Annotated in this window: 14 protein-coding genes; 1 reads left to right on the forward strand and 13 read right to left on the reverse strand. The window is 28.3% G+C overall.

The annotated features are described in order from the left end of the window. Positions 1-151: 151 nt before the first annotated feature. The 3 genes from topA to KQI36_RS02605 all read right to left on the reverse strand — a co-directional run bounded on the left by topA (position 152) and on the right by KQI36_RS02605 (position 5,135). On the reverse strand, positions 152-2,254 hold the full coding sequence (gene topA, locus KQI36_RS02595) for a type I DNA topoisomerase (RefSeq protein ID WP_216449512.1): 2,103 nt from the start codon (positions 2,252-2,254) through the stop codon (positions 152-154). Positions 2,255-2,514: 260 nt separating this feature from the next. After that, positions 2,515-3,597 (reverse strand): DNA-processing protein DprA, encoded by a 1,083-nt coding sequence (dprA, locus tag KQI36_RS02600; protein WP_216449513.1) that lies wholly within the window; start codon positions 3,595-3,597, stop codon positions 2,515-2,517. A 14-nt stretch (positions 3,598-3,611) separates the two neighbouring features. Beyond that, positions 3,612-5,135, reverse strand: a complete 1,524-nt coding sequence (locus tag KQI36_RS02605) for a YifB family Mg chelatase-like AAA ATPase (protein ID WP_216449514.1) — start codon at positions 5,133-5,135, stop codon at positions 3,612-3,614. A gap of 140 nt (positions 5,136-5,275) precedes the next feature. Between KQI36_RS02605 and KQI36_RS02610 the strand changes: the two genes are divergently transcribed. Continuing rightward, complete coding sequence (locus KQI36_RS02610) at positions 5,276-5,650, forward strand: YraN family protein (RefSeq protein WP_216449515.1); 375 nt, start codon at positions 5,276-5,278, stop codon at positions 5,648-5,650. 52 nt (positions 5,651-5,702) lie between these two features. Here KQI36_RS02610 and KQI36_RS02615 read toward each other — a convergent pair whose 3' ends face one another. The 10 genes from KQI36_RS02615 to ftsY form a co-directional block, all read right to left on the reverse strand. Beyond that, positions 5,703-6,500 carry a ribonuclease HII gene (locus KQI36_RS02615; RefSeq protein ID WP_425321720.1) on the reverse strand — a complete coding sequence of 266 codons (798 nt, stop codon included), beginning with the start codon at positions 6,498-6,500 and terminating at the stop codon, positions 5,703-5,705. Between the two features lie 34 nt (positions 6,501-6,534). Beyond that, the gene (gene ylqF, locus KQI36_RS02620; protein ID WP_216449517.1) at positions 6,535-7,383 is read right to left on the reverse strand and encodes a ribosome biogenesis GTPase YlqF; all 849 of its coding nucleotides are present in this window, start codon (positions 7,381-7,383) and stop codon (positions 6,535-6,537) included. A gap of 144 nt (positions 7,384-7,527) precedes the next feature. Next, on the reverse strand, positions 7,528-7,875 hold the full coding sequence (rplS, locus tag KQI36_RS02625; RefSeq protein ID WP_010292772.1) for a 50S ribosomal protein L19: 348 nt from the start codon (positions 7,873-7,875) through the stop codon (positions 7,528-7,530). A 106-nt stretch (positions 7,876-7,981) separates the two neighbouring features. Beyond that, positions 7,982-8,707 carry a tRNA (guanosine(37)-N1)-methyltransferase TrmD gene (gene trmD, locus KQI36_RS02630; RefSeq protein WP_216449518.1) on the reverse strand — a complete coding sequence of 242 codons (726 nt, stop codon included), beginning with the start codon at positions 8,705-8,707 and terminating at the stop codon, positions 7,982-7,984. Beyond that, positions 8,707-9,201: a ribosome maturation factor RimM gene (rimM, locus tag KQI36_RS02635; protein ID WP_216449519.1), complete on the reverse strand. Its 495-nt coding sequence runs from the start codon at positions 9,199-9,201 to the stop codon at positions 8,707-8,709. Before rimM ends, trmD begins: the two co-directional genes overlap by 1 nt. 374 nt (positions 9,202-9,575) lie before the next feature. Next, the gene (locus KQI36_RS02640) at positions 9,576-9,809 is read right to left on the reverse strand and encodes a KH domain-containing protein (protein WP_010292777.1); all 234 of its coding nucleotides are present in this window, start codon (positions 9,807-9,809) and stop codon (positions 9,576-9,578) included. 30 nt (positions 9,810-9,839) lie between these two features. Continuing rightward, positions 9,840-10,082: a 30S ribosomal protein S16 gene (gene rpsP / locus KQI36_RS02645; protein ID WP_010292779.1), complete on the reverse strand. Its 243-nt coding sequence runs from the start codon at positions 10,080-10,082 to the stop codon at positions 9,840-9,842. A gap of 34 nt (positions 10,083-10,116) precedes the next feature. After that, positions 10,117-11,478 carry a signal recognition particle protein gene (gene ffh / locus KQI36_RS02650; protein ID WP_216449520.1) on the reverse strand — a complete coding sequence of 454 codons (1,362 nt, stop codon included), beginning with the start codon at positions 11,476-11,478 and terminating at the stop codon, positions 10,117-10,119. A 10-nt stretch (positions 11,479-11,488) separates the two neighbouring features. Further along, positions 11,489-11,827: a putative DNA-binding protein gene (locus KQI36_RS02655; protein WP_216449521.1), complete on the reverse strand. Its 339-nt coding sequence runs from the start codon at positions 11,825-11,827 to the stop codon at positions 11,489-11,491. Positions 11,828-11,934: 107 nt separating this feature from the next. Next, positions 11,935-12,846 carry a signal recognition particle-docking protein FtsY gene (gene ftsY, locus KQI36_RS02660; protein WP_216449522.1) on the reverse strand — a complete coding sequence of 304 codons (912 nt, stop codon included), beginning with the start codon at positions 12,844-12,846 and terminating at the stop codon, positions 11,935-11,937. Positions 12,847-12,853: the final 7 nt, after the last annotated feature.

Raw genomic sequence — 12,853 nt, forward strand, 5'->3', positions numbered from 1 at the left:
AATCTAATCAATTTGTAGTGTTTATAATAAATATTAATTAAGAATGATTTTATTTAGATAATATATTTCTATTTCATTTTACCAACTCAAGCATTATAAAACTTTTTAACGAATTTGTAAAGTTTTTTTTGTTTTTAACAAAAATTTTTATTTAATTTTCTTCTTCTTTTATTTCTTCTTTTAACTCTTTCCTATATTTACATTCTTTATTAGCACATTCTAAATAATTTCCTTTTGTTTTTGTATACCTTTTTACTAAAATGTCATTACATTCTGGGCATTTTTCTCCAGATGGTTCAAACCAACTCACAAAATCGCATTCTGGATATCCGCTACATCCATAAAAAGTTCTTCCTTTTCTACTTCTTTTTTCTAATATTTTCTTTCCACACTTAGGACACGGTACATCTAATTCCTTTGCTATTGGTTTAGTATTTTCACATTCTGGATATCCAGGACATGCTAAGAAATCTCCAAATCTACCATGTTTTACAACCATCAATCTTCCACATTTATCACATGGTATGTCTGTTACTTTATCCTCTATTGTTATTTTAGCTATTTCTTTTTCTGCTATTTCTATAGCTTCTTTTAATGGTGTGAAAAATTCATCTACAATTTTTTTCCACTCTGCAGTACCTTCTTCTACATTATCAAGTTTACTTTCCATTTCTGCAGTAAACTCAACATCTACAATCTGCTTAAAATACTCAGAAATTAAGTTGTTAACTATATGCCCTAATTCCGTAGGATCCAACACCTTTTTATTTCTTTCAATATATTTTCTGTCTAGTATAGTTGATATTGTAGGTGCATAAGTACTTGGCCTTCCTATACCATTTTCTTCTAATGTTTTAACTAATGATGCCTCAGAAAATTTAGGAGGCGGTTGAGTAAAATGCTGTTTTCCTTCAGTGTTATTTTCTTTTAATTTATCACCTGTTTTCAAATCTGGTATTTTAAGTGTTTTATTTTCTTCATCGGATTCACTTTTATAAACTTTAGTAAATCCATCAAATTTAACAACAGATCCACTAGCTTTGAAAACATAATCATTATTATTAACATTTATTGATGTGCTGTTTAAAATACAAGAAGCCATTTGACTTGCCATAAATCTATTCCATATTAAAGAATATAATTTAAATTGAGTATCTTTTAATGTTTGCTTTGCAATTTCAGGTGTTATTTCAACATTACTTGGTCTTATAGCCTCATGTGCATCTTGGCTATTTTTTTTACCTTTATATACTCTTTTTACCTCTGGAATATATTCATCTCCAAAATTATTCTGAATATATTGTTTTGAAGCTTCTTGAGCTTCATCAGATACTCTAACAGAATCTGTTCTCATATATGTTATTAAACCTACAGTTCCAAAACCTTTTATTTCTATACCTTCATATAATTCTTGTGCAACTGACATTGTCTTTTTAGTAGAAAAATTTAATTTTCTATAAGCTTCTTGTTGCAATGTACTTGTAGTAAATGGTGGTAGTGGATTTTTATTTTTTTCCGTATTTTTAATATTTCCAACTACAAAATCACCTTGTTCTAATTCTTTTATTATTGAATCATTTTCTTCTTTTGATAAAATTTCTATTTTCTTACCTTTTTTATTGTGTAATTTAATTGTAAACTTATCTTTTAAGGAATCTTTATAAACTTCACATTCTATAGACCAATATTCCTTCGGTATAAATTCTTTTATTTCTTTTTCTCTATCACAGATTATTTTAAGTGCTACTGATTGAACTCTTCCCGCACTTAATCCCCATCTTACTTTTCTCCATAATATAGGGCTTATTTTATATCCTACTAATCTATCTAAAACTCTTCTTGCTTGTTGAGCATCAAATACATTCTCATTTATTAATCTAGGATTTTTTATTGCAGATTTTACAGCATTTTTAGTAATTTCATTGAATTCTATTCTACATTTTTCACTTCCATCAATCTTTAATATATTAGCTAAATGCCAAGAAATAGCTTCACCCTCTCTATCAGGGTCAGTTGCAAGGTAAACTTTTTCACTTTTTTTAGCTTCTTTTTTTAACTTTTTTATTAATTCACCTTTTCCTCTAATGGTAATATATTTAGGTTCATAATTATTCTCTATATCAACGCCTAATTGGCTTTTTGGTAAATCTCTAATATGTCCCATAGAAGCTTCAACTACGTAATTTTTTCCTAAATATTTTTTTATGGTCTTCGCTTTAGCTGGTGACTCAACTATAACTAGTTTTTGACCCATCGTATCCCCTCCAGTAATTTCGTCATTATTTAATTTAACATTATACTACTTTAATTTAATATATTTAAACAAGCTAAAACCTTAACTTACATATTAACTCAAAATATTTATTTTTAGCTAAAAAAGTGATTTAATTGAAAATTTTACAAGCTTGCCATCACCCTTTTAAGAATCAAAATCTTCCATGTATAACTTAAGAAACAATTTTGTATCCCTATAATAGTTATTCATATTAAATATTTATGTGTAAAAATGTTATTTTATATACTCTTATTTACCTTAACATAATAATTGCCATTTAAACAACATATTTCTTCTCGTAGTTGCATTTCAAATAATACCCCATACAATTGAGTTATGTCAATATTAGAACTTCTTGCTATTTCGTCAACATGCATTGGTTCACTAGTCAAAATCTCGTATATTCTATCACATATCTCACTATAACTTTTCCTAACATTTTTATCTGTATTGCAAGTTTTGTCAATTTCTAATAAATTTATAATATCTTCTACTTTCGTAAATGGATATGCACCATCCTTTATTAATTTATTCGTACCTTTATTTTGTTCTAAAAATATAGATGCAGGTACTGCCATAATATCTTTTCCTTGTTCCAATGCCCAATTAGCTGTTATTAAAGATCCACTTTTTTCACCAGCTTCTACAATTAATATCAAATTAGAAAGTCCACTTATTATTCTATTTCTAAGAGGAAACCTAAACCTTTCTGGTGGTGCATCAGGTGAAAATTCTGATAATATGCATCCTTGCTCCTCAATGATTTTTTTATATAAATTTTTGTGTTCCTTAGGATATATGACATCTACACCACATCCTAGAACTCCACAAGTATATATTCCATTCTCTATTGATCTTTTATGTGCTTCTCCATCTATTCCTCTTGCAAGTCCACTTATTATTTGAACATTAGTATCTTTAAGTTCTCTACAAATAATTTCAACTATGTTTTTTCCATAATAACTAGCTCTTCTAGAACCAACAATAGCTATTTTCTTATCATTATTATTTAACTTATCTATATTCCCTCTATAAAACACTCCGTAAGGCATCTCATTTATATTTAACAAGCTTTTAGGATACTTATTATCCTTTATATTTAAAAAACTTATACCTTCCCTCTCACATAGTTCTTGAATGTTGTATAATCTTTCTTCACTATAAGTTCTTAGAAGAGTTTCTACAAGTCTATTTTTTCTATTACTATTTTCCTTCATAAAATTATAAATATTCTTCTCATCTGTAAGCTCTTTTAAAAGTTCTAATTTTATACTATTTTTTATAGGTGCTATAGCTAACCAAATCTTATACTTATCGTACATTTTTAATTCTCCCTTTATATAATTTCACTATTTATAAATTTTCTATAATTTAATGCTTCAATTATATGTTTTTCTTCAATATTTTCTTTACCTTCTATATCAGCTATAGTTCTACTTACTTTTAAAATTCTACTGTATACCCTTGTGCTTAAATGAAACTTATTAAAAGCCAACTCCAATATTTTACTTGTTTTATTATCTATTTCACAATATTTTTTTATATGCTTTTGTTTCATTTCAGAATTATTCTTTATATTTTCATCTTTAAACCTTTTTATTTGAATGGTTCTTGCATTTTCAACCCTTTCTCGTATTTCTTTTGAACTTTCTTTTTTTATATTACAATTTATCTCTCCATAAGACAAAGGATTAACTTGTGTAAATATGTCTATTCTATCTAAAAGTGGTCCTGATAATTTTCCAATGTATCTTTTTATTTCATAATCACTACATCGACATGGCTTTATATTAGTTCCATAAAATCCACATGGACATGGATTTAATGCAGCAACTAACATAAAACTAGATGGATAAGACACTGTTCCTGCATTTCTAGTTATTTTAATTGTTCTATCTTCTAAAGGTTGTCTTAACATTTGCAATAAATTTTTTTTAAATTCCAATATTTCATCTAAAAACAATACCCCATTGTGAGCTAATGAAATTTCACCAGGCATTAGATTTCTACCACCACCAACAAGAGCTACTTCTGTTATAGTATTGTGTGGACTTCTAAAAGGTCTTCTTTTTATAAGTCCCCCTTCATAATTCACACCACCATGGACGCTATATATTTTGGTAACATCTAAAGCTTCTTCATAAGTTAAATTAGGTAGTATCGATGTTATTCTTTCTGCCAACATTGTTTTACCAGAACCTGGTGCACCATGCATTAATATATTATGTCCTCCTGCAGCAGCTACTTCCAAAGCTCTTTTCGCCGCTTCTTGTCCTATAACCTCTGAAAAATCTCTAGAGCTTTCTTTTAATATTTCTTTTGCTTCCTTATAGTGGTATGAAGGCATATCTTTGTGTAATAAAAATTCTACTGACTGCTTTAAGCTATTTAGTGGATAAATTTCTATATCTTTTATCATAGAACAATCAACATAATTATCATAAGGAATTAATAATTTTTTAAATCCTTTTTTACTTCCCTCAATGGCTATTGGTAATACACCCTTAACTTTTTTTAATTTTCCTGATAAAGATAATTCACCCATTACCAAGTAATGATCCATATTTTCTATTTCTATTTGTTTACTTGCTATTAATATTCCTAAAGCTATAGGTAAGTCAAATATAGTACCTTCCTTTTTCAAATCAGCAGGTGCTAAGTTTATAGTTATCCTATTATTAGGAAACTTATATCCTGAATTAATTATTGCAGCTCTAACCCTATCCTTTGCTTCTTTTACAGAAGTATCTGCCATACCAACTATATTAAATGATGGTATTCCTCTTGAAATATCTATTTCTACAGATATAACAATTCCTTCTACCCCTAAAAATGTAGCACAGGATAATTGTATAGCCATATTTATCCCTCCTTATTCTGTTTATGTTAATTGTTGACAGGTTATTATGATAATAAACATCTTCAAATTTAATTTGTTTATTATCATTATACTTGGCAATAATAAAAATATATTTGCTTTGATTTTAGGAGGTCATATTATTGAAAATTTTTAATAAAATCATTGGGGATAGTGGTGAAGATTTAGCCACAAACTATCTAAAAAAACATAAATATAAAATATTATGTAGAAATTTCACATGTAATATTGGTGAAATCGATATAATAGGCAAAAACGATGATTCTATCTGTTTTATAGAAGTTAAAACTAGACAATCAGATTATTATGGATATCCTAGTGAAGCTGTTAATTTTTACAAAGAAAAGAAAATAATAAAAACTGCGCAATACTATATTTGTAAAAATAAATTATTCAATTATAGTATAAGATTTGATGTTGTTGAAGTTCTTCTAAATGACTATAAACCTGAAATAAATCTAATCAAAAATGCGTTTTTGGTAAACGGTTACATATAATCTTATAAATAGTCTCAAAATAAAAATCACCCTTTATTTTGAGACTATAATTTTATTTATTTAATATGTTGGTTAAAAAACTTTTTCTATGTATTTCAGTTATACCAATTCTCTTTATAGCTTGAACATGTTCCTCTGTCCCATATCCTACATTTCTGCAAAATTTGTATTCTGGATAATGCTGATGATAATCTTCCATAATTTTATCTCTATAGACCTTGGCTAATATAGATGCACAGGCTATAGATGCACTTTTAGTATCACCTTTTATTACACTTTTATTTTCTATATCAAACTCTTTTATTAAATATCCATCAGATAAAACTAAATCTGGTTTTTTATCTAAACCATAGCATGCCCTTCTAAAAACCTCTTGATTGCACCACCCAATACCCTTTTCATCTATTTCTTTATTATCTATAACTGATATATTATAGCTTACAGCTTTAGACTTTATTATTTCACTTAGGTATTTTCTTTTTTCTGGAGAAAGCTTTTTAGAATCATTAATATATAACATTAATTCTCTATCATCCATATAATTTAAGTTTAATATTACAGCAGCTGAAACTATAGGACCTGCTAAAGGACCTCTTCCAACTTCATCTACACCAGCAATATATTTAAAATCACCAAAATTTTTATCAAAAATATACATATCTTTTACTCTGTTAACTTCCGCTTCATAGGCTATTATAATTTTTTCTAACTTTTCACCTAATTTATTTACATTCTTTCTGCTATCATCATTTAACATTTTTATAAGTTCCATAAACTTTAGTTTTGAAGTTCTTATATCATTGTTATTTTGAAAATTTAAAACGTATTCTTTAACAAGAGCAAATTTCATTTTACTCAAATCTATAACTTCCAAGTATATCACCTTATTTCTCTGGCTTTTCTAATGATATATTTCCTAATTTTCCACCTCTAAATTCATCTAATAACATAACAGCTACTCTATTGTAGTCTATATTACCACGTGCTATGACAGCTCCTCTTTTCCTACCTATATTATCCATATTCTCTAACGCTGATTCACTAAGTTCAGGAAGCTTATACCTTTCCTTCAACCTCTCTGGATAACTAACTTGAAGGGTTTCTATTAATTTCAAGGCTAACTCTTCTATATCCATAATTTCGTCTTTTATAGCACCAGTGAACGCTAAATCAAGCCCTACAGTTTCATCCTCAAATTTAGGCCATAATACGCCTGGAGTATCCATAAGTTCTATTCCTATTTTAGTTTTTATCCATTGCTTATTTCTAGTAACACCTGGCTTATCACCTGTTTTAGCTATATTATTTTTAGCCAATTTATTTATAAATGTAGATTTTCCCACATTTGGTATTCCAACTACCATTACTCTAGTAACTATATTAACTACACCCTTGTTTCTTAAATTATCATGTTTTTCCTTTAACATTTCATCTAATGCAGGTTTTATATTTTTAAGACCTAATCCTTTTAAACAATTTACACTTAAAACTTTTGTATGTTCATTAGACAATTCCTTAACCCATTGCTTTGTCACTTTTTCTTCACTTAAATCGCTTTTATTTAATAAAATTATTCTAGGTTTATTTTGACAAATATCCTCTATATCTGGATTAGCACTAGATCTTACTATTCTAGCATCTCTTATTTCAATTACAGCATCAACAAGTTTTAAATTTTCTTTTATTTGTCTTCTTGTTTTAGCCATATGCCCTGGAAACCAGTTTATACTCATAACTACACCTTCTTTATCTAATATTGTATTGAATTTTATTTTATCTTTTATAGATTTTAAAACTTAAAATATAACTTATATATTTACTAACCAAATAATTTTCATAATAAAAAAAGGGACACTAACGCCCCATTTTTTACAAAATTATCTTATTAATTCTTTAACCTTAGCAGCTTTTCCTACTCTATCTCTTAAGTAGAATAATTTAGCTCTTCTTACTTTACCTCTTCTTACAACGTCAACTTTCTCTATTACAGGAGAGTTAACTGGGAAAGTTTTTTCAACTCCTACACCAGAAGCTACTCTTCTTACTGTAAAAGTTTCTCTTGCTCCACCGTTTTGTCTTTTAAGAACTGTTCCTTCGAAAACTTGGATTCTTTCCTTGTTTCCTTCACTTATTCTGATGTGAACTTTAACAGTATCTCCTACATTGAATTCTGGTAAATCAGTTCTGATTTGTTCTGCTTCGATTTGTTTTATTATGTCTAACATTGTGCGTTACCTCCTAAAAATTATTTGACGTTCTTAATCATATGTAAATGACAGAGGACCGCCCAGCACAAAAATGATTTTATCATATAAATTTAATGTTATCAACTTATTTTTTAGTTTTATAATAATTTTCCAACATTTTTTTATCTTCTTTTGTAAGTTCAATGTTTTTGTATAAATCATTTCTTTGTTTTTTTGTTATTAATAGTGATTGTAATCTTCTATATTTTCGTATATTTTCATGATGTCCTGAAATTAATATTTCTGGAACTTTTTTTCCTTCGAATTCAAAAGGTCGTGTGTATTGAGGATATTCTAAAAGTCCATCATAAAAAGATTCCTCCATAAAACTTTCATCACAAGATAATACATTAGGAATCATTCTACTTATACTATCAACAATCGGTATACACGCCATTTCACCACCAGTTAATACAAAGTCACCTAATGATACCTCCATATCTATATAATCATAAATTCTTTCGTCAATACCTTCATAATGACCACAAAGAAATATTAATTCTTTTTCTTTACTAAAATCCTTAGCCATTTTCTGATTAAAAGTCTTTCCTCTTGGACCTAAAAATACTACTTTACCATTATTAACTTTTTTAACATCTTTTATACAATCAACTATTGGTTGTGGCATCATCACCATTCCAGCACCACCACCATATGGATAGTCATCAACTTTTTTATGCTTATTATTTGTATAATCTCTTATATTTACACATTCAATATTTAAAATACTTTCCTTTTGTGCCCTTCCTAAAATACTATGATTAAAAACATCAAACATTTCTGGGAAAAGAGTTAATATATGTATTTTCATTATTCACTCCAAACCTTCACAGGCTTTATCACAATTTCACTTTTTTCAATATTAATACTAACTATTATTTCTTTTAATGCAGGTATTAAAACTTCCTCTTTTCCACCTTTTACCCAATATACATCATTACTACCTGTTTCTAAAACATCATATACTTTCCCAAGTTCTACCCCGTCAGTATCAAAAACCTTACAATCTATTAAATCTGCAACATAATAACTATCTTCTTCAAGCTGTTTTGCATCGTTTCTATGAATTTTTAAATATTTATTTCTATACTCTTCTGCCTCATTCATAGATTCTATACCCTCAATTTTTAATATTGCTCTATCACTTTGTAATTTACATGATGTTATTTTTCTTTCTACGCCATCTATATAAACTTTTTCTAACTCTCTAAATTCCTCTAAACTATCTGTAAGCGAAAAAACTTTCACCTCACCCCTAACTCCATGAGGTTTAGTTATTTGTCCTATGCTCATAAACTCCTTCATTCTACAGACCTCCTAATAATATATTTGGGATACTTTATAAAAACTCACGTTATTAACTTAATTCTATCCCCTAACGATTTGATTTTCAATTGCCAATTTATATATTAAATTATGTTTTCATTATTATCAACAAAAATATAATTTATTTAATCTAAATTTATATTTTAGCTTATTTATTTAATTAAAATATATTTTAATAATAATCATGATTTTTAGTTGTAACTTAGAAACTATAACTCATTAAATAACTATTAAAATTTAGTTGTTATTTTTTTAATAAATAACTTTCCACATAATTATAACGGTAAATATAACCATATATTCTTATATTAATAAAAATTTATATTAAAATAAGAGTTAGGCTAGCCTAACTCTTATGATTCTATTATTTCTACAACAACTCTCTTGTTTTCCTTAACAGCTGCTGCTTTTACAACAGTTCTAATAGCTTTTGCTATTCTTCCCTGTTTACCAATTACTTTTCCCATATCAGCTTTATCAACTTTCAACTCCAAAATGATTGAATGATCACTTGAAATTTCATTTATTGATACTGCTTCTGGGTTGTCAACTAAAGATTTAGCAAGTACCTCTAGTAATGTTTTCATGGAATGCGCCTCCATTCAATTCAACAAGAATTATTTTATTCCAGCATTGTTGAAAAGTCTTTTTACAGTCTCTGTTGGTTGTGCTCCATTTTGAACCCATTTGTTTGCTTTTTCTTCATCGATTTTAACTGTAATTGGTTCAGTTGTTGGATTGTAGTATCCTATTTCATCGATAAATCTTCCATCTCTTGGAGATCTTGAATCAGCTACGATTATTCTATAGAAAGGAGCTTTTTTAGCACCCATTCTTTTTAATCTTATTTTTACTGCCATGTGTATTTCACCTCCTTAAAAAATAAATTGTATGTTAAAAAGGTAATTTTCCAAATAACCCTTTTTTCATCTGTCTTTGTGTATTTTTTTGCATACCCTTCATATTCTTCATCATCTTTTTCATTGTTTCATAGTGCTTTAGAAGTTTATTAACTTCTTGTATAGTTGTTCCTGCACCATTTGCTATTCTCTTCTTTCTTGATGGTGAAGATGTTATTAAACTTGGTTTTCTTCTCTCATTTAATGTCATAGAGTTTATTATTGATTCTATTTTAGACATTTCTTTTTCACCTTGTGACAAATCTAAGTCTTTTAATTCCTTGCTATTTGCACCTGGCAACATTTCTACAATTTTTCCTAAAGGTCCAAGTTTTTTCATCTGATGAAGCATATCTAAGAAATCTTCAAAGTTGAATTCTTGACTCAACATTTTATTTCCTAGTTCTTGTGCTTTTTCTTCATCTATTGCAGCCTGTGCCTTCTCTATTAAAGAAAGCATATCTCCCATTCCTAATATTCTAGATGACATTCTTTCAGGATGGAAAATTTCAAGATCTGACATTTTCTCTCCCATACCAACATATTTAATTGGTTTTCCTGTCATTGCTTTTATAGAAAGTGCTGCTCCACCCCTAGTGTCTCCATCCAATTTAGTAAGGATAACACCTGTTACCTCTAACTGTGAGTTAAAACTCTCCGCTACATTAACAGCATCCTGTCCAGTCATGGAATCTACAACCAAAAGTATCTCATTTGGCACTATATTTTCTTTTATGTCTTTAAGCTCATTCATAAGCTCTTCATCTATATGAAGTCTTCCAGCTGTATCTATTATAACTACATTACATCCTTCGTTTTTCGCATGTTCAATAGATGCTTTTGCTATATCAACTGGACTTGTTTTATCTCCCATAGTAAACACTGGTATGTCTATTGACTTACCTACTACCTGCAATTGTTTTATTGCAGCTGGTCTATAAACATCACAAGCTACTAAAAGAGGTTTTTTATTATTTTTTCTAAGGTTAAGCGCAAGTTTACCAGCCATTGTAGTTTTACCAGCACCTTGTAATCCAACAAGCATAATAACAGATATTCCATTAGGATTTAATTCTAACTTACTTTCTGTATTTCCCATAAGCTTTGTTAATTCATCATTAACAATTTTAATAACTTGTTGTCCTGGAGTCAAGCTTTCTAAAACTTCGTTTCCTAGGCATTTTTCGCTAACATCTTTTACAAAGCTTTTTACAACTTTATAATTAACATCAGCTTCTAACAAGGCTAATTTTACCTCTCTCATGGCTTCTTTTATATCTTTTTCTGAAAGTTTGCCCTTACCTTTTAACTTCTTAATGGTTTCTTGTAATTTAGAAGCTAATCCTTCAAAAGCCATAGCAGACCTCCTAAATTTCGATAATATTTTTTATAATATCATCTATTAATATAGAATTTTTTTCACTATCTATTTTTACATTCTTTAGTTCTTTTATAATCTTTTGCTTAATACTCTCACTTTTTATACTCTTTTCTAAAAGGTTAAGTTTTTCTTCATACTCTACCAAAAGATTTTCACACCTTTTAATTATATCATGAATCGCCTGCCTACTAGTTTTTGTAATTTCTGATATTTCCTTTAAAGATAAATCTTCATTAAAGTAAAGATCCATTACATTTTTTTGTTTTTCCGTAAGCAATGGTCCATAAAAATCTAAGAGTAAAGATAATTCAAATCTCTTTTCCATAAAATCACCTAACTCACAAATGATATATTAGCAAAAAGATTTATACCTGTCAAGTATTTTTACTTAACATCTAATTATAAAATCAATGTTTTACTTTTCAAAATTTTTTAAAATAACGCTTCAACAAATTCTCTTGAATTAAATTCTTGAAGATCATCAATTCCTTCACCTACACCTATAAATTTCACAGGTATGTTTAATTGATTTTTTATAGATATTACAACCCCACCTTTTGCTGTACCATCTAGTTTTGTAAGTATTATACCATCAATAGGACAAACCTCCATAAACTGTTTTGCTTGTATAACTGCATTTTGTCCTGTGGTAGCATCTAATACTAACAAAGTTTCCCTGTGAGCTTCACCAAATTCTCTGTCAATGACCCTATTAATTTTTGAAAGCTCATCCATCAAATTCTTTTTATTATGAAGTCTTCCCGCTGTATCACATATTAATACATCTACATTTCTAGCCTTTGCAGCTTGAACTGCATCATAAATTACTGCTGCTGGATCGGAACCTTCCTGATGTTTTACTATATCTACCTTTGCTCTTTTACTCCAAATTTCTAATTGATCTATAGCAGCTGCTCTAAAAGTATCTGCTGCAGCTAATAAAACTTTATAATTTTCATTTTTTATTTTTGTTGCTAATTTACCAATAGATGTAGTTTTACCTACACCATTTACCCCTATTACAAGTTTAATTTCTGGAGTTTTTTCAGGTGATATATTACTAACTTCCTCACCCATCATTTCTATTATTACTTCTTTCATACATGGCTTTACCATAGCTACATCTTTTATTTTTTCTTCTTTTATTTTTTCTTTTAACTTTTCTATTATTTCTACAGATGTTTCAACTCCTATATCACTTATTATTAGTGCTTCCTCAAGTTCTTCATATAAATCATCATCTATAGTTACAGCTAGATTTAAAACGTCTGATACAGCAGAACTTATACTATCTCTTGTCTTTGTTAATCCTTCTTTTAATTTATCAAAAAATTTTCCAAACATAGTTAAT

This window comes from Clostridium senegalense (genome assembly GCF_018916625.1).
Taxonomy (GTDB): Bacteria; Bacillota; Clostridia; order Clostridiales; family Clostridiaceae; genus Clostridium_J; species Clostridium_J senegalense.

Coding starts and splice junctions, on each gene's coding strand:
- KQI36_RS02655 (WP_216449521.1), bottom strand. CDS start 11,827: ATGGAAAAGAGATTTGAATTATCTTTACTCTTAGATTTTTATGGACCA.
- rpsP (WP_010292779.1), bottom strand. CDS start 10,082: ATGGCAGTAAAAATAAGATTAAAAAGAATGGGTGCTAAAAAAGCTCCT.
- ylqF (WP_216449517.1), bottom strand. CDS start 7,383: ATGAGTATAAACTGGTTTCCAGGGCATATGGCTAAAACAAGAAGACAA.
- KQI36_RS02605 (WP_216449514.1), bottom strand. CDS start 5,135: ATGGCTATACAATTATCCTGTGCTACATTTTTAGGGGTAGAAGGAATT.
- dprA (WP_216449513.1), bottom strand. CDS start 3,597: ATGTACGATAAGTATAAGATTTGGTTAGCTATAGCACCTATAAAAAAT.
- KQI36_RS02615 (WP_425321720.1), bottom strand. CDS start 6,500: ATGAAATTTGCTCTTGTTAAAGAATACGTTTTAAATTTTCAAAATAAC.
- rimM (WP_216449519.1), bottom strand. CDS start 9,201: ATGAAGGAGTTTATGAGCATAGGACAAATAACTAAACCTCATGGAGTT.
- ftsY (WP_216449522.1), bottom strand. CDS start 12,846: ATGTTTGGAAAATTTTTTGATAAATTAAAAGAAGGATTAACAAAGACA.
- topA (WP_216449512.1), bottom strand. CDS start 2,254: ATGGGTCAAAAACTAGTTATAGTTGAGTCACCAGCTAAAGCGAAGACC.
- ffh (WP_216449520.1), bottom strand. CDS start 11,478: ATGGCTTTTGAAGGATTAGCTTCTAAATTACAAGAAACCATTAAGAAG.
- trmD (WP_216449518.1), bottom strand. CDS start 8,707: ATGAAAATACATATATTAACTCTTTTCCCAGAAATGTTTGATGTTTTT.
- rplS (WP_010292772.1), bottom strand. CDS start 7,875: ATGTTAGACATAATAAAACAAATCGAAGCAGAACAAATCAGAACTGAT.
- KQI36_RS02640 (WP_010292777.1), bottom strand. CDS start 9,809: ATGAAAACATTACTAGAGGTACTTGCTAAATCTTTAGTTGACAACCCA.